Origin of the sequence: Micromonospora sp. NPDC005087, from assembly GCF_042872965.1 — a bacterium.
Classification (GTDB): domain Bacteria; phylum Actinomycetota; class Actinomycetes; order Mycobacteriales; family Micromonosporaceae; genus Micromonospora.
On record NZ_JBIALB010000005.1, the window covers coordinates 79,666 to 95,259 of the forward strand.

The window sequence follows — 15,594 nt, forward strand, 5'->3', positions numbered from 1 at the left end:
GGTTCACTCGTGGACAGTGAGGTCGGGGTGTAACGGCAGGCCGACGCCCGGCGGTCAGGCGGCGGAGAACACGCCCTGGCGGAGCACCGGAACGACGTCCGACACGCCGACCTGGACGGCGACGTCGACGTCCTCGGCGAAGCCACCCTCGGTCAGCTCCCGGCCCGAGACGCTACCTCTCACCGCGGCGGGCACGTCCGGAGTGCTCGCCAGGGCGGCGAGCGCCATGGCCGCCTCCACGGAGAGCCCACCCGGCACGCCGGAGAGGCCGTCGAGCACGCTGGCCGCGCCGAGCTGGTCCTCCACCGACGGGCGCAGCGAACCGTCCGGCCACCGCTCCCCCGACGCGATCACGCCGATCGGGGCGTCCGTCGTGCCGTACCCCTGGCGGCGCAGCCAACGCCCGACGGCCCCGGCGTTGCGCAGGCACGCCGCGACCACCGGCAGCCCGGTGGCGCTGGCGGCGGCGCTGATCGCGGAGCCGTTCGGCGAGGGCAGCACCAAATCCGCCACCACCGGCGCGGTGCTCAGCGCGGCGGGCGAGAGCGACCACGGATGCTCCGCTGTCACCCGCCGACGGCCCACCGCGGCCACCGCGCCGACCCGCAGCGCGTACTCGGCGGCCTGCTCACCCCACGGGAACGGGTGCACCCGCATGCCCCGGCCGACCGCCACCTCCACCGAGGTGGTGAACGAGAGCACGTCCACCACCACCAGCGCGGCGCAGACCCGACCCAGCTCCGCCGCCCCGGTCAGCCCCCAGTCGAACCGGGCACCGGAGCCGGGTTGGCCGTAGACGGCGGCCGCCAACGCCTCAGCGCTCGTCAGGCGACGGCTCGGTGACACCGGAGTCAGCCTCGGACGACTCACCGGGCCCGGCGGGCTCGGTGTGCTCGACCGGGCTCTCGGCAGCCTCGGCGACCGGCTCGACGGCACCGGCCTGCGGAACCGGGCCGGCCGACGCGATCGGCTCGGAGACCACCGCCGCCACATCAACGGGCTCGGCAGCAACCAGCTCGGCCTGCGCGACCGGCAGCGGCACGGCCTCGACCGCCCCCGCCACGCCAGCAGCCGGTGCGGGCACCTCGACGGCGGCGGCGCCGCCGAAGAGGCGCGGCAACGTCTCGGTGTGCGCGGCGCGCAGCTCGTCCAGCCCGATCCGGAACTGGCCGTGCACCTCCAGCGCGCCGCCGGCCGGGTCGGTGACGCCGATCAGCTCGAACGGCACCCAGCGCTCGGCGCAGAGCGCCGCGAACGCCTTGTCGTGGCCGCGCGGCACCGACACCAGCGCCCGTGCGGCCGACTCGCTGAACAGGTACACGAACGGCATCGAGCCGCCGGCGAAGTGCTCCGGCACCGCGATCCGAGCGCCGACGCCGCGGCGCAGGCAGGCCTCGACCAGGCTCTGGGCGAGGCCACCGTCGGAGAGGTCGTGCGCCGAGGTGAGGTGGCCCACCCGGGCGGCCTCGGCCAGCAGGTCGGCCAGCGCCTTCTCGCGGGCCAGGTCGACCTGTGGCGGGATGCCGCCGAGGTGCTCGTGCGTCACCCAGGCCCACTCCGAGCCGGAGAGCTCCACGTTGGTCTCACCGAGCAGGTAGAGCTGGTCGTGGTCGCCACCGGCGCGCGGGACGAAGCCCATCGGGACCCGGTCGGCGACGTTGTCCAGCACGCCCAGCACGCCGACCACCGGGGTCGGGTGGATGGCCGCCGCGCCGGTCTGGTTGTAGAAGCTGACGTTGCCGCCGGTGACCGGGATGCCCAGCTCCAGGCAGCCGTCCGCCAGACCGCGTACAGCCTCGGCGAACTGCCACATCACGCCCGGGTCCTCCGGGGAGCCGAAGTTGAGGCAGTTGGTCACGGCGATCGGCTTCGCGCCGGTCACCGCCACGTTCCGGTACGCCTCGGCCAGCGCCAGCTTGGTGCCGTTGTACGGGTCGAGCCGGGCGTACCGGCCGTTGCCGTCCACGGACAGCGCCACGCCGAGCCCGGTCCGCTCGTCGATCCGGATCACGCCGCCGTCCTCCGGCTGGGCGAGCACGGTGTTGCCCAGCACGTAGCGGTCGTACTGCTCGGTGACCCAGGTCTTGTCGGCCAGGTTGGGCGACGCGATCATGCGCAGCACGGTCTCCCGCAGCGCCTCCGGGTCGGCCGGGCGGGGAAGCGTCTCGGCCCGGTCGGCCTGGAGCAGGATCAGGTCGGCCGGCTCACGCATCGGCCGCGCGTAGACCGGACCGTCGTCGACCAGCGAGCCCGGCGGCACGTCGACCACCAGGTGGTCCTGCCAGGTGATCAGCAACCGACCCGGGCTGCCGTCCGGCTCCGGCGCGGTGACCTCGCCGATGGCGGTGGCCAGCACGCCCCACTTCTCGGCAGTCTTGAGCACCGCGTCGAGCTTGTCCGGCTCGACGACCAACAGCATGCGCTCCTGGGACTCGCTGGCCAGGATCTCGTGCGGGTCCATCGACGGCTCACGCAGCGGCACGCGCTCCAGCCAGACCCGCATGCCGGTGCCGGCCGCGGCGGCGGTCTCGGTTAGCGCGCAGGTCAGCCCGGCGCCGCCGAGGTCCTGGATGCCGACCACCAACTGGCCGTCGTACAGCTCCAGGCAGGCCTCGATCAGCAGCTTCTCGGTGAACGGGTCGCCGACCTGCACGGCGGGGCGGCGCTGCTCGCTGCCCTCGTCGAAGGTGGCGCTGGCCAGCACCGAAACACCGCCGATGCCGTCCCGGCCGGTCTTGGCGCCCATCAGCACGACCACGTTGCCGGGGCCGGCGGCGGCCTTGTTCTGCAACCGGTCGACCGGCAGCACACCCAGGCAGAGGGCGTTGAGCAACGGGTTGCCCTGGTAGGAGGGGTCGAAGACCAGCTCGCCACCGATGTTGGGCAGGCCGAGGCAGTTGCCGTAGCCGCCCACGCCGGCGACCACGCCGGTGAGGACCCGGGCGGTGTCCGGGTGGTCCGCGGCGCCGAAGCGCAGCGGGTCCATCACCGCGACCGGGCGGGCGCCCATGGCGAGGATGTCCCGGACGATGCCGCCGACACCGGTCGCCGCACCCTGGTACGGCTCGACGAAGCTCGGGTGGTTGTGCGACTCGACCTTGAAGGTCACCGCCAGCTCGTCGGAGACCTGCACCACGCCGGCGTTCTCGCCGATGCCGGCGAGCAGCCGGTCGCTGTGCGGGGCCTTCTCACCGAATTGGCGCAGGTGCACCTTGCTCGACTTGTAGGAGCAGTGCTCGCTCCACATGATCGAGTACATCGCCAGCTCGGACTGGGTGGGCCGACGGCCGAGGATCTGCCGGATGCGGTCGTACTCGTCGTCACGGAGCCCCAGCTCGGTGTACGGCTGGAGCTCTCCCGGGGTGCCACCGGCGCGCGGCACGGTGTCCACGCCCTCGGTCCAGTCGACGGCGGCCGGCTGGGCGGGAGCGGTCGCCGGGGCGGCGGGCTGCGCCGGGCTCGGCTCGGTCGGCTGCGCCGGGGCGGAGTACGCCTCCGGTGTGTCCCGTACCGGGTCCGGATGGGTGGTCATGACCTCTCCTCGCTGCGCTCGTGCCCGCCCGACCGGCGGTTGAGCTGACCGATGATCGTGCCGCCGGTCACCGCCCCACACTTCGTTCGCGGTTCACTCCTCGCGCTCACGCCGGCGCCCCCACCAGGTGCTTGAGGACCGAGGTGAAGAAGCCGAGGCCGTCCAGCGAGGGGCCGGTGAGCGCCTCCACCGCGTGCTCGGGGTGCGGCATGATGCCGACCACGTTGCCGGCGGCGTTGGTGATCGCGGCGATGTCACGCTGCGACCCGTTCGGGTTGCCGCCGACGTAGCGGGCGACCAACCGACCCTCGGCCTCGAGCTGATCCAGCGTGGCGGTGTCGGCGACGTAGCAGCCCTCGCCGTTCTTCACCGGGACGAGCACCTCCTGGCCGGGCTGGAACGCGTTGGTCCACGCGGTGCCGGCCGACTCGATGCGCAGGATCTGGTCCCGGTTGCGGAAGTGCAGGTGCTGGTTGCGGGTGAGCGCCCCGGGCAGCAGGTGCGCCTCGCAGAGGATCTGGAAGCCGTTGCAGATGCCGAGCACCGGCAGACCGCCCTGGGCGGCGTCCACGATCGTCTCCATCACCGGAGCGAACCGGGCGATGGCGCCGCAGCGCAGGTAGTCGCCGTAGGAGAAGCCGCCGGGCAGCACGACCGCGTCCACCCCGTGCAGGTCCGGGTCACCGTGCCAGAGCCGGACCGGCTCGGCCCCGGCGATCCGGACGGCTCGGGCCGCGTCCCCGTCGTCGAGCGAGCCGGGGAAGGTGACCACACCGACCCGGGCGGTCACGAGCGGGCGTCCGCGGTCTCGTCGGCCTCGACCAGGCGGACGGTGAAGTCCTCGATGACCGGGTTGGCGAGCAGTTTGTCGGCGATCTCCCGAGCTCGGTCCAGGTCCGGTTCACCGGTGAACTCGATCTCGATCCGCCTGCCGATCCGAACCGAGGCGACGTCGCTGACGCCGAGCCGGGGCAGCGCGTTTGCGACGGCCTGGCCCTGCGGATCGAGGATCTCGGGCTTGAGCATGACGTCGACGACGACGCGAGGCACTGGGCACTCCTGACTGTGTACGCAGTTGGGTGCCGACCCACAACGGGCGAGCGCAGCCAGCGTACCTGGCAGATACCGCCGCGGCCGCACCGGCCGGCTGCAGTTCAGGCAGTGCTCGGCACAACCGGCGGCCGGGACGGGCCGCCACGCGGGACACGCGGCCTCACCAGGGCATATACGGCGCTGAGGGTGGCCGAACCGTTACATTGGTTAACCTCGATCGAATTCTTGAAAACAGTCGCCGGGGGCTCTACTGTATCGACATCGTTCGATGTCAGCGACGGCGGGGACCCCCGCTGTCGCCCTCCCGCACCCGGCGACCCCGGGGTCCGCCCCGCCCAAGGAGTCCACCCGATGCGCATCCGTCCCCTGCTCGCCCTGCTCGGCATCGCGCTCGCCGGCGTCCTCGGCGCCGCGTCCGGCGCGACCGCCGCCCCGGCCGGCCCGCAACCCATCATCGGCGGCGGCACCGTCTCGTCCGCCCCCTGGGCCGCCGCCGTGATGAGCAACGGCTCGTTCACCTCCTCCGGCAGCGTCATCGCCCCGCAGTGGGTGCTCACCGCCCGGCACTGCATCAGCGGCACCATGTCGGTCCGGGTCGGCAGCGTCTACCGCTCCTCGGGCGGGGTCACCCGTACCGTCAGCGCCACCTACACCCGCAACGACCTGGCCCTCATGCGCCTCTCCAGCGCGGTCAGCACCTCGGCGGTGAGCCTGGCCAGCAGCAACCCGCCGATCAACTCGACCAACTCGATCTACGGCTGGGGCATGACCTGCTACAGCGGTTGCTCGGCGTCCAGCCAGCTCAAGACCGCCACCGTCCGGGTGACCAGCAACAGCGCCACCGACGCGTACGGCGGCCAGGCGATCCGCAGCAGCAGGATCAACGGCAACGCCTGGCGGGGCGACTCGGGCGGCCCGCAGTTCTACAACGCCAGCAGGTCGGGGTGGCCTCGACGGCCGACGGCTCCAGCATCCAGAACTACGGCAGTGTCGCGTACAACCGGGCCTGGATCACCTCGGTGGCCGGTGTCTGACGGTTAGCGCCCCACGCGGCGTGGATGGCAGGCCCTGCGCCGGCCGTCCGCGCCGCGTCGTTTTGCAGCATCCGATCAGGTGAACAATGCGCACGATCGGGTCACGCCGCTCCTGACAGCATCGGAATCGTGCTGGTCGTGACGACGGAGCAACTGCCCGGCTACGAGATCCGCCAGATTCTCGGTGAGGTGGTGTCATCGATGGCCAGGACGCGCAACCCGTACCGCGAGGGGGTCAAGAACCTGCGCGGCGGCGCGTACGACCCGATGGCCCCGGACAACCTGACCCGCTGGCGCACCGACTCGGTGGCCCGGCTCGGCGAGGAGGCCCTGCGGCTCGGCGCCAACGCGGTGATCGGCATGCGGTTCGACAGCCGGGACTGCGGCGAGATGTGGATGGAGATCTGCGCGTACGGCACTGCGGTGATCGTCGCACCCGTCATGCCGGACGTCATGCCCGCCGACCAGCCCGCCATCGCTGCGGAGACCGCGCAGCAGCCAGCAGTCGTGGAGGCACCGGGCGGCATCGCCGAACCAGCCAGCGCCCCCAACCTCCGCACCGCGCCCGAAACCCCCACCGGCGATTGACCCAACCGCCCCGGCCCAGCCCGGTAATCATGAAGTTAGTGCCCTTCGCCTCGGCGTGTCGGGGCAATAACTTCATGATCAACCAGTGAAGGGTCCAGGGGGTTAGAGGATGGGGGGCGGGGAGTAGGTGGCGGCTTCGGGGTGGGCCGTGACCACCTCGGTGATGCGGCGGGTTACCGCTGCCACCTGGGCGGAGGCGGCGCCGACGAAGGCGGTGCGGTCGGCGACCAGGGTGTCGACGTCGGCGCGGGACAGGTTGAGTCGGCCGTCCGCCGCGAGCCGGTCGAACAGGTCGTTCTCCGGCGAGCCCTTCTCGCGCATGGCCAGCGCCACCGCGACCGCGTGCTCCTTGATCACCTCGTGCGCGACCTCCCGGCCGACGCCGCGTCGGACCGCCGCCACCAGGATCTTCGTGGTGGCCAGGAAGGGCAGGAACCGCTCCAGCTCCCGGTTGATCACGGCGGGGTACGCGCCGAACTCGTCGAGCACGGTGAGGAAGGTCTGGAACAGCCCGTCGGCGGCGAAGAAAGCGTCCGGCAGGGCGACCCGGCGGACCACCGAGCAGGACACGTCCCCCTCGTTCCACTGGTCACCGGCCAGCTCGCCGACCATCGACAGGTAGCCCCGGATGATCACGGCGAAGCCGTTGACCCGCTCGGACGAGCGGGTGTTCATCTTGTGCGGCATCGCGCTGGAGCCGACCTGACCCGGCTTGAAGCCCTCGGTGACCAGCTCCTGGCCGACCATCAGCCGGATCGTGGTGGCCAGCGACGACGGCGCGGCGGCGGTCTGCGCCAGCGCGGCCAGCACGTCGAAGTCCAGCGATCGTGGGTAGACCTGCCCGACGCTGTCCAGCACCCGGGAGAAGCCCAGATGCTCGGCGACCCGGCGCTCCAGCTCGGCCACCTTGTCGGCGTCGCCGTCGAAGAGGTCGAGCTGGTCGGCGGCTGTGCCGACCGGCCCCTTGATCCCGCGCAGCGGGTAGCGGGCGATCAGTTCCTCCAGCCGCTCGTACGCGATGAGCAGCTCCTCTGCCGCCGACGCGAAGCGCTTGCCCAGCGTGGTGGCCTGCGCCGCCACGTTGTGTGAACGGCCGGTCATCACCAGCTCGGTGTGCTCGTGGGCGAGCCAGGCGAGCCGGGCCAGGGTGGCCACCACACGATCCCGGATCAGCTCCAGCGAGGCGCGCACCTGGAGCTGCTCGACGTTCTCGGTGAGGTCCCGGGAGGTCATCCCCTTGTGCACGTGCTCGAACCCGGCGAGCGCGCTGAACTCCTCGATCCGTGCCTTCACGTCGTGCCGGGTGACCCGCTCCCGCTCCGCGATGGAGGCGAGGTCCACCTGGTCGAGCACCCGCTCGTACGCCTCGACCACGCCGTCCGGCACGGCCACACCGAGATCGCGCTGCGCGCGGAGCACGGCCAGCCAGAGCCGCCGCTCCATCCGGACCTTCTCCTCCGGTGACCAGAGGGCGACCAACTCGGGCGAGGCGTACCGGTTGGCGAGCACGTTGGGGATCGTCGTCACGTACCTCATTGTCCCGCACGTGCCGGCCAGCACCCGGACCGGGCCGAGGATGCCCGCTCAGCGTTCGAGGATGGCCGTCACGCCCTGACCTCCGGCGGCACAGATTGAGATCAGCCCGCGTCCGCTGCCCTTCTCGGCCAGCAGCTTGGCGAGGGTCGCCACGATCCGCCCGCCGGTGGCGGTGAACGGGTGCCCGGCGGCCAGGGAGGAGCCGTTGACGTTCACCCGGTCCCGGTCGATGGCGCCGAGCGGGGCGTCCAGGCCGAGCCGGTCCTTGCAGAACTCCGGCGACTCCCAGGCGGCGAGGGTGGCCAGCACCTGCGAGGCGAACGCCTCGTGGATCTCGTAGTAGTCGAAGTCCTGGAGCGTCAGCCCGGCCCGGGCCAGCATCCGGGGCACCGCGTACGCGGGGGCCATCAGCAGCCCCTCGTCACCGTGCACGAAGTCCACCGCCGCCGCCTCCGACCAGCTGAACCAGGCCAGCACCGGCAGGTTGTGCGCCTTCGCCCAGTCCTCGCTGGCCAGCAGCACCGTGGACGCGCCGTCGGTGAGCGGCGAGGAGTTGCCGGCGGTCATGGTGGCCTGCTCGGCGTCCGGGCCACGGGTGCCGAAGACCGGCTTGAGCGTGCCCAGCTTGTCCAGGCTGGTGTCGGGGCGGAGGTTCTGGTCGCGGGTGAGGCCCAAGTACGGCGTCATCAGGTCGTCGAAGAAACCCCGGTCGTACGCGGCGGCCAGCCGCTGGTGCGAGCGCAGCGCCAGCTCGTCCTGGGAGCGCCGGTCGATCTGCCAGCCCAGCGCGGTGCGGGCGGCGTGGTCTCCCATGGACAGCCCGGTACGCGGCTCGGCGTTGCGCGGGATCTCCGGCTTGAACGGCTGGAGCGGGCGCAGCTTCGCGGCGATCTTGAGCCGTTCGCCCAGGGTGCGGGCGGAGTTGAGCTTGAGCAGGGTCCGGCGCATCTCCTCGTTGACCGCCAGGGGCGCGTCGGAGGTGGTGTCGACGCCACCGGCGATGCCCACGTCCAGCTGCCCGAGGGCGATCTTGTTGGCGACCAGGATGGCCGCCTCCAGGCCGGTGCCGCAGGCCTGCTGGATGTCGTACGCCGGGGTGTGCGGATCGAGCCGGGACCCGAGCACGACCTCCCGGGTCAGGTTGAAGTCACGGGAGTGCTTGAGCACCGCCCCGGCCACCACCTCGCCGACCCGCTGCCCGGCCAGCCCGTACCGGGCGATCAAACCGTCCAGCGCCGCGCCGAGCAGGTCCGCGTTGGACGCTTCCGCGTAGCGGGAGTTGGAACGGGCGAAGGGGATTCGGTTGCCCCCGATGACCGCGACCCGCCGGATGCTCTGCACGATCCGCCTCCTCGACATGTGTTGCTCGAACCCTACTCGCCAGTAGGCTACGCCCATGACCGACAGGTACGCGAGCTTCGTCCAATCGGCCGCCGGTCGCACGCTGGTCAAGCGCCTGGGGCTGCCCGACCCGCCGCGACTGCGCCGACACCACCCCGGCGACCCGCTGCTGCCCGGGCCGGCGCTGCTCGGCGCGGCCACCGGCGGCCGGCTCGCCGAGCCGGTCGCCAGGATCCTGACCACCGCCGGGGTCGAGCTGGCCGACCCGGCCGCCGCGACCCACACCGACACCCCGCAGCGGTACGGCGCACTGCTCTTCGACGCGACCGGAATCACCGACTCGACCGACCTGCGCCAGCTCTACGACTTCTTCCACCCGCAGGCCCGGGCCGTGCTGCCCAGCGGTCGGGTGATCGTGCTGGGCACCCCGCCGCGGGAGTGCCCGACGCCCCGTGCGGCGACCGCCCAGCGGGCCCTGGAGGGGCTGGTCCGCAGCATCGGCAAGGAGTTCGGCCGGGGCGTCACCGCCCAACTGGTGTACGTCACGAAGAACGCCGACGCGGCCACCCAGGTCAGTCTGGAGTCCACGCTCCGATTTCTTCTGTCCGGCCGGTCCGCGTACGTCTCGGGGCAGGTGATCAGGGTCGGCACCGGCACCGCGAGCGCGCCGGCCGACTGGGACCGCCCGCTGGACGGGCAGGTCGTGCTGGTCACCGGCGCCGCCCGGGGTATCGGTGCCGCGCTGGCCCGGGTGCTGGCCCGCGACGGCGCCCAAGTGGTGGCGCTGGACATTCCCGCCGCCGGGGACGCCCTCGCGGCGGTGGCGAACGACATCGGCGGCACCGCCGTCCAGCTCGACCTGACCGCGCCGGACGCGCCGACCCGGCTCGCCGACCACCTGGCCAGCCGGCACGGCCGGGTCGACGTGGTGGTGCACAACGCCGGCATCACCCGCGACAAGACGCTCGGCCGGATGGACGCCGACCGGTGGGACCAGGTGATCGACGTCAACCTCTCCAGCCAGGAGCGGATCAACGACGTGCTGCTGGAGCGGAAGCTCATCCCCGCCGGCGGGCGGATCGTGTCGGTCTCCTCGATCGCCGGGATCGCCGGCAACCGGGGGCAGACCAACTACGCCACCAGCAAGGCCGGCGTGATCGGTCTGGTCGACTCGCTCTCCCCGGCCCTGCACGACCGGGGGATCAGCGTCAACGCGGTGGCCCCCGGCTTCATCGAGACCCGGCTGACCGCGCGCATCCCGCTGGTGGTCCGCGAGGCGGGTCGGCGGATGAACAGCCTGGCCCAGGGCGGGCTGCCGGTCGACGTGGCCGAGACGATCGGCTGGCTCGCCTGGCCGGCCAGCGGCGCGGTCAGCGGCAACGTGGTCCGGGTCTGCGGCCAGAGCCTGCTGGGGGCGTGATGGGCGCGCGGAGGAAGCCGGACGACGACGTCTCCCTGCACGAGCTGATCGACGGCCCGACGGAGGCGCTGTCGGCGGAGACGCTGGCCGCGGCAGGCTTGCCGGAGTCGGGCGGCCGTACCCGGGTCGAACTGCCCCGGATGCCGGAAGCCGGGGCGCTCTACCGGCGGGCGTTGCTCGGCGCGCTGCCCGGCCTCGGCGGCGGGCGGCGCGGGCCCGGCCTGCCGGCGGTCGAGTTGGCCGCGAGCGGGGTCACCGTCGACCGGGCGCACCTGGCCGACTACGACCGGGTCTGCGGGTTTCGGCTCACCGACCGGCTGCCCGCGACGTTCCCGCACGTCATGGGCTTCCCGCTGGCCCTGCGGCTGATGACCGCGCCGGAGTTCCCCATTCCGCTGACCGGCGTGGTGCACGTGGGCAACCGGATCACCGTGCGCCGCCCGATCACCGCCGACGAGACCCTCGACTTCACGACGTACGCCCAGGACCTGCGCCCGCACGACCGGGGGCGGCAGGTGGACGTGGTGCTGGTCGGCTCGGTCGACGGGGAGGAGGTCTGGCGCGGCGTGTCGACGTACCTCGGTCGGGAGCGCAAGCCCGGAGGCGGTGAGCGGCGCCACCAGAGCGGACGCCCCGAGGCGCCGGTCGCCACGGCCCGCTGGCGGGTGGAGCCCCGCGTCGGCACGCGGTACGCGCGCGTCTCCGGGGACCACAACCCGATCCACACCTCCCTGCTCGGGGCGCGGCTGTTCGGCTTCCGCCGACCGATCGCGCACGGCATGTGGAGCAAGGCGCGCTGCCTGGCCGCACTGGAGAACCGGTTGCCGGACGCCTACACCGTCGAGGTCGCCTTCAAGTTGCCTGTACCGCTACCGAGCACGGCGAGCTTCGCCCTGCTACCGGACGGCGGGTTCGCCCTGCACGACTCGCGCGGTCGACCACATCTGGCGGGTCTCGTGAGCTGACGCCCCCGCCGAGTCGGATTCGGGCTTGGCAGGACCCGACCCTGCCGCTGGCCGACCCCCGCAGCCGGTGGTACTGACCTCGGACGGTCCCACCGCTGGCGACAAGACCCCGCACGTCCCACTGCTCGCCCCACCGGCTCTGGCCCGCTCGGTCTGACGCTCGTGGCCACACTCGGGTGATCCGGCGACTCGGCCACCCCGCCGGGTCGCACCCGGCGAGCATGAAGGCATGGATTCCGCGCTCGACCTGCTCCGACAGCTGGTCACCTCACCCTGGGTGTACCTGCTGATCTTCGGGCTCACCGCGGTCGACGCGTTCTTCCCCGCGGTGCCGGGCGAGGCGGCGGTGATCACCGCAGCAGTGCTCGCCGCCAACGGCGGCCACCCCAACCTGGCCCTGGTGATCATCAGCGCCGCCCTCGGTGCGCTCGTGGGTGACCACATCTCGTATGCCGTCGGGCGGGGCGGCGGCGCGCACCGGCTCGCCCGGTTTCCCGCCGGCAGCCGCCGGCAGGCAAGCACCAAGTGGGCCCGACGCGCGGTGGACCGGCGCGGCGGGGTGATCCTGACCACCTCCCGGTACGTGCCGGGTGGCCGGACGGCGGTCACCCTGACCATGGGCGCGGTGCGGTATCCCCGCCGGACGTTCCTGCTCTACGACACGATCGCGGCGATCACCTGGGCGCTGTACTGCGGTCTGCTCGGCTACTTCGGTGGACTGGTCTTCGAGCGCCACCCCATCAAGGGAATCCTCGCCGGGATCGGCCTCTCGGTGGCGATCACGTTCCTGCTGGAGTTGATCCGCTGGCTACGCCGCCGGGCGCGTCGCCACCCCACCCCCCGCCAGTGACCGGGCCGGGGTGGGCTGCCACCGCTCACAGCAGGTCCGCGTCGTGCACCAGGATCGCCAGCTGCACCCGGTTGTCCGCCTGGAGCTTCGCCAGCGCCCGACTGACGTGCGCCTTCACAGTGGCCTCGCTCATCGTGAGCCGCCGGGCGATCTCCGCGTTGCCGCGCCCGCGCGCCACCTCCCGGACGATGTCCAGCTCGCGGTCGGTGAGCCGGGTGAGCCGCTGGCGGGCCGCGTCCCGACGGGCGGGACCACGCTCGGCGAACGAGCTGATCAGTCGCCGGGTCACCGTCGGGGCGAGCATCGCGTTCCCGGCCGCCACCGTGCGGACGGCTGCGGCCAGCTCCCGGGGAGGGGTGTCCTTGAGCAGGAAGCCCACCGCTCCGGCCCGCAACGCCCGGTGCACGTACTCGTCGAGGTCGAAGGTGGTCAACATGACTACCTTGGGGCCGGCGGCGACCACCTCGGGCGCGGCGGTCAGCCCGTCGATGCCCGGCATCCGCACGTCGAGCAGCATCACGTCGGGGCGTAACCGGTGGGCCTGCTCCAGCGCGCCGGCACCGTCCGCCGCCTCGCCCACCACCACGATGTCCGGCGCCGCCTCCAGAATGAGCCGCAGCCCGGTGCGGACCAGTTGCTCGTCGTCGACCACCACCACCCGGATCACGCCGCACCCGCCACCGGGAGCAGGGCACGGACCAGGAACCCACCTTCCACGGGCGCCGCCTCCAGGCGGCCGCCGAGCAGCTCCACCCTCTCGCGCAGCCCGAGCAACCCGTGGCTGGCACCGGGCAGGGCCCGCCCGCCCGTGGACGGGCCGTTGCGGACCGCCACCTCCAACCCGCCCGGCAGGTAGCGCAGGCAGACCGTCGTCTCGGCGTCGGCGGCGTGCTTGCGCACGTTGGTCAGCGCCTCCCGCACCACCCGGTACGCGGTGCGTCCCACAGTTGCCGGCAGCGTCGTCGCCACGCCCTCGTCCCGCCGGGACACCCGCAGCCCGGCGGCGCGGGACTCCCCGATCAGTTCGTCCAGCGCGTCGAGTGCCAGCTCGGGCACCGGGGTGGCCTGTCGCAGCACGCCCAGCACCTCGCGCAGGTCGGTGAGCGCCTGCCGACCCGTCTCGCGGATCAGCGCGGCGGCCTCGACGGTCTCGGGGTGGGTGGCGGTCACCTCCAGCGCCCCGGCGTGCACCACCATCAGCGACACCCGGTGCGCCACCACGTCGTGCATCTCCCGGGCGATCCGGGTCCGCTCCTCGGCGCGGACCCGGTCGGCGCGGGCCTCCTGTTCGCGTTCAAGCCGCTCGGTTCGGTCTCGCAGGGCGGCGAGCGTGTCCCGACGGGCCCGCACCCAGAGGCCGACGACCAGGGGAAGCCCCACCAGGCAGGCGGTCAGCAGCAGCACGTTGCCGAAGGTGGCGGTGGTGAGTCGACGCACACCGCCCACTGCCAGCCCGACCAGCACGCCACCGGTCAGCACCAGGGCGACCCCGACGAGGTACCTGGTGAGCCGGCGGCCACGCAGCCGCAGGCCCGCCTGGTACGAGGCGACCACTCCGGGTGCCGCGGCGGCGAGCACCAGCCAGCTGACCGCGGCGGCCAGGAACAGTGGCCAACGGCGGGTCCGAACCAGGCCGACCGCCCAACCCGAAGCCAGCGCCACAAGCAGTGCGACGACCCCCGGCAACGGCGAGCGGACCCCGATCGCGCCGGTCGCGCTGGCCCATACGGCGGCGGCGACCACGACGGCGAGCAGCAGCGGGGCGTACCGGTCGACGACCCACCGCAGGACGACGGCTTGGGAAACCACGCAGCGAGCGTAGGGCTCCACTGCCGGATCGTGCCGTCCGCGCCCGACAGACCCGGGTGCGGTGGGGGAAGACCCCTACCCGCCGTCCGGGCCGGACGCTACCTAAGTCGTGTCGCTCGGCTGACCACTGGCCGATGGCGGCGGCCGCCGCCGGCACCAGCATCGGGATCATGGACCTGCTCGACCTGCTGCACCAGACAATGTCCTCGCCGTGGGTGTACCTGGCGATCTTCGCGATCGCGGTGCTCGACGGCTTCTTCCCGGTGGTGCCGAGCGAGACCGCAGTGATCACCGCCGGGGTGTTCGCGGCATCCGGCGCGCCATACCTGCCCGCGGTGATCCTGGTTGCCGCCGCCGGGGCTCTCGTCGGCGACCACGTCTCGTACGCCATCGGTCGGCGCGGTGGCGGCCGGCTGATCGACCGGGTGCCGTCCGACGGACGGCGCCGGGCCGCCATCGAGTGGGCCCGTCGGGGGATCGCCAACCGGGGCGGCCTGATCCTCACCGTGGCCCGCTACGTGCCGGGCGGTCGAACCGCGGTCACCCTCACCATGGGAGCCGTCCACTACCCCCGTCGACGCTTCCTGGCCTTCGACGCGCTGGCCGCCGGCTCGTGGGGGCTCTACTCGGCGCTGGTCGGCTACCTCGGCGGGATGGCCTTCGAGCAGGACCCGGTGCGCGGCCTGCTGCTCGGTCTGGGTCTCGCCCTGACGGTGACCCTGGTCGTCGAGGTGGTCCGCTGGCTCCGCAACCGTCGCCGATCCGCGGGACCGGCTCAGACGGCCGAGCCGGTGGGTCGGACACCGGTGCGGTGATGTCCGGGCGGTCAGTCGGCCGGCGGACGCCAGGTGACGCCGTGCAGGAGTTGGCCGGCGCCGAGCCAGGCCACGTTCATCATCCGGGTGGCGGTCTTCTCCGGGTCGGCCTCCGGGTGGTCGGCGAGCCAGTCGGCCAGCGACTCGGTCGCGCCCACCAGGGCGTACGCGACGACCTCCAGGTCGACGGCGGTGACCTCGCGGCCCTCGGCGCGCAGCGCGTGGTCCAGCATCCCGGCGACCACCTCGACCAGCCGGGCCCGCATGGTGGTGAGCTCGCCGGCGAACGGCTGCTCGCCCCGGGCCTGCCGGTAGAGCACGGCCCAGCCGTCGCGGTACGCGCCGACGAAGCCGAAGAACGCCCGCAACCCTCGCCAGAGCCGTTCGTCGGCCGGCAGGTCGGGCGCGGCGGCGCCGGCGATGGCCTGCATCATCCGGGTGCCCTCCCGGTGCAGGCAGGCGACGAAGAGCTCCTCCTTCGTGCCGAGATACGCGTAGACCATCGGCTTGGAGATGCCGGCGTCCTCCGCGATCTCGTCCATGCTGGCGGCGTGGAAGCCACGCCGGGAGAAGACCTTCACGGCCGCGTCGAGCATCTGCTGCTCACGGACGGCCCGTGGCAGGCGCTTGAAGGCGGGAGCGGTGGACACC

Annotated in this window: 14 protein-coding genes and 1 pseudogene; 6 read left to right on the forward strand and 9 right to left on the reverse strand. The window is 72.9% G+C overall.

From position 1 onward, the window contains the following. Window positions 1-54 precede the first annotated feature (54 nt). The 4 genes from ACFYPS_RS14190 to purS form a co-directional block, all read right to left on the reverse strand. Window positions 55-810: a 2-phosphosulfolactate phosphatase gene (locus ACFYPS_RS14190; RefSeq protein WP_354966576.1), complete on the reverse strand. Its 756-nt coding sequence runs from the start codon at window positions 808-810 to the stop codon at window positions 55-57. A gap of 4 nt (window positions 811-814) precedes the next feature. Next, window positions 815-3,532 carry a phosphoribosylformylglycinamidine synthase subunit PurL gene (gene purL, locus ACFYPS_RS14195; protein WP_354966498.1) on the reverse strand — a complete coding sequence of 906 codons (2,718 nt, stop codon included), beginning with the start codon at window positions 3,530-3,532 and terminating at the stop codon, window positions 815-817. Window positions 3,533-3,638: 106 nt separating this feature from the next. After that, entirely contained in the window at window positions 3,639-4,322 is a 684-nt protein-coding gene (purQ, locus tag ACFYPS_RS14200; RefSeq protein WP_354966497.1) for a phosphoribosylformylglycinamidine synthase subunit PurQ, read from the reverse strand. Further along, on the reverse strand, window positions 4,319-4,582 hold the full coding sequence (purS, locus tag ACFYPS_RS14205) for a phosphoribosylformylglycinamidine synthase subunit PurS (RefSeq protein WP_030332194.1): 264 nt from the start codon (window positions 4,580-4,582) through the stop codon (window positions 4,319-4,321). Before purS ends, purQ begins: the two co-directional genes overlap by 4 nt. Window positions 4,583-4,936: 354 nt before the next feature. Here purS and ACFYPS_RS14210 point away from each other — a divergent pair. Continuing rightward, a pseudogene (locus tag ACFYPS_RS14210) lies at window positions 4,937-5,619 on the forward strand (S1 family peptidase). 24 nt (window positions 5,620-5,643) lie between these two features. Next, the gene (locus tag ACFYPS_RS14215; protein ID WP_354966496.1) at window positions 5,644-6,207 is read left to right on the forward strand and encodes a YbjQ family protein; all 564 of its coding nucleotides are present in this window, start codon (window positions 5,644-5,646) and stop codon (window positions 6,205-6,207) included. Window positions 6,208-6,309: 102 nt separating this feature from the next. On the opposite strand, the gene purB is transcribed toward ACFYPS_RS14215, so the two are convergent. Both purB and ACFYPS_RS14225 read right to left on the reverse strand, forming a co-directional pair. Continuing rightward, window positions 6,310-7,734 carry an adenylosuccinate lyase gene (purB, locus tag ACFYPS_RS14220; RefSeq protein ID WP_354966495.1) on the reverse strand — a complete coding sequence of 475 codons (1,425 nt, stop codon included), beginning with the start codon at window positions 7,732-7,734 and terminating at the stop codon, window positions 6,310-6,312. Window positions 7,735-7,791: 57 nt separating this feature from the next. Then, complete coding sequence (locus ACFYPS_RS14225; RefSeq protein ID WP_387324714.1) at window positions 7,792-9,084, reverse strand: acetyl-CoA C-acetyltransferase; 1,293 nt, start codon at window positions 9,082-9,084, stop codon at window positions 7,792-7,794. 55 nt (window positions 9,085-9,139) lie between these two features. Here ACFYPS_RS14225 and ACFYPS_RS14230 point away from each other — a divergent pair, with 55 nt between their 5' ends. From ACFYPS_RS14230 to ACFYPS_RS14240, 3 genes are all read left to right on the forward strand, one after another. After that, window positions 9,140-10,504, forward strand: a complete 1,365-nt coding sequence (locus ACFYPS_RS14230) for a 3-oxoacyl-ACP reductase (protein WP_354966493.1) — start codon at window positions 9,140-9,142, stop codon at window positions 10,502-10,504. After that, entirely contained in the window at window positions 10,504-11,469 is a 966-nt protein-coding gene (locus tag ACFYPS_RS14235; RefSeq protein ID WP_387324717.1) for a MaoC family dehydratase, read from the forward strand. The genes ACFYPS_RS14230 and ACFYPS_RS14235 overlap by 1 nt, the downstream gene beginning before the upstream one ends. 229 nt (window positions 11,470-11,698) lie before the next feature. Next, window positions 11,699-12,319, forward strand: a complete 621-nt coding sequence (locus tag ACFYPS_RS14240) for a DedA family protein (RefSeq protein WP_354966492.1) — start codon at window positions 11,699-11,701, stop codon at window positions 12,317-12,319. A 25-nt stretch (window positions 12,320-12,344) separates the two neighbouring features. Here ACFYPS_RS14240 and ACFYPS_RS14245 read toward each other — a convergent pair whose 3' ends face one another. Beyond that, window positions 12,345-12,986 (reverse strand): response regulator transcription factor, encoded by a 642-nt coding sequence (locus tag ACFYPS_RS14245; RefSeq protein WP_354966491.1) that lies wholly within the window; start codon window positions 12,984-12,986, stop codon window positions 12,345-12,347. Continuing rightward, window positions 12,983-14,128 carry a histidine kinase gene (locus tag ACFYPS_RS14250; protein WP_354966490.1) on the reverse strand — a complete coding sequence of 382 codons (1,146 nt, stop codon included), beginning with the start codon at window positions 14,126-14,128 and terminating at the stop codon, window positions 12,983-12,985. Before ACFYPS_RS14250 ends, ACFYPS_RS14245 begins: the two co-directional genes overlap by 4 nt. 134 nt (window positions 14,129-14,262) lie before the next feature. Here ACFYPS_RS14250 and ACFYPS_RS14255 point away from each other — a divergent pair, with 134 nt between their 5' ends. Further along, on the forward strand, window positions 14,263-14,943 hold the full coding sequence (locus ACFYPS_RS14255) for a DedA family protein (RefSeq protein ID WP_387324720.1): 681 nt from the start codon (window positions 14,263-14,265) through the stop codon (window positions 14,941-14,943). A gap of 11 nt (window positions 14,944-14,954) precedes the next feature. Here ACFYPS_RS14255 and ACFYPS_RS14260 read toward each other — a convergent pair whose 3' ends face one another. After that, window positions 14,955-15,593 carry a TetR/AcrR family transcriptional regulator gene (locus ACFYPS_RS14260; protein WP_354966489.1) on the reverse strand — a complete coding sequence of 213 codons (639 nt, stop codon included), beginning with the start codon at window positions 15,591-15,593 and terminating at the stop codon, window positions 14,955-14,957. Window position 15,594: the final 1 nt, after the last annotated feature.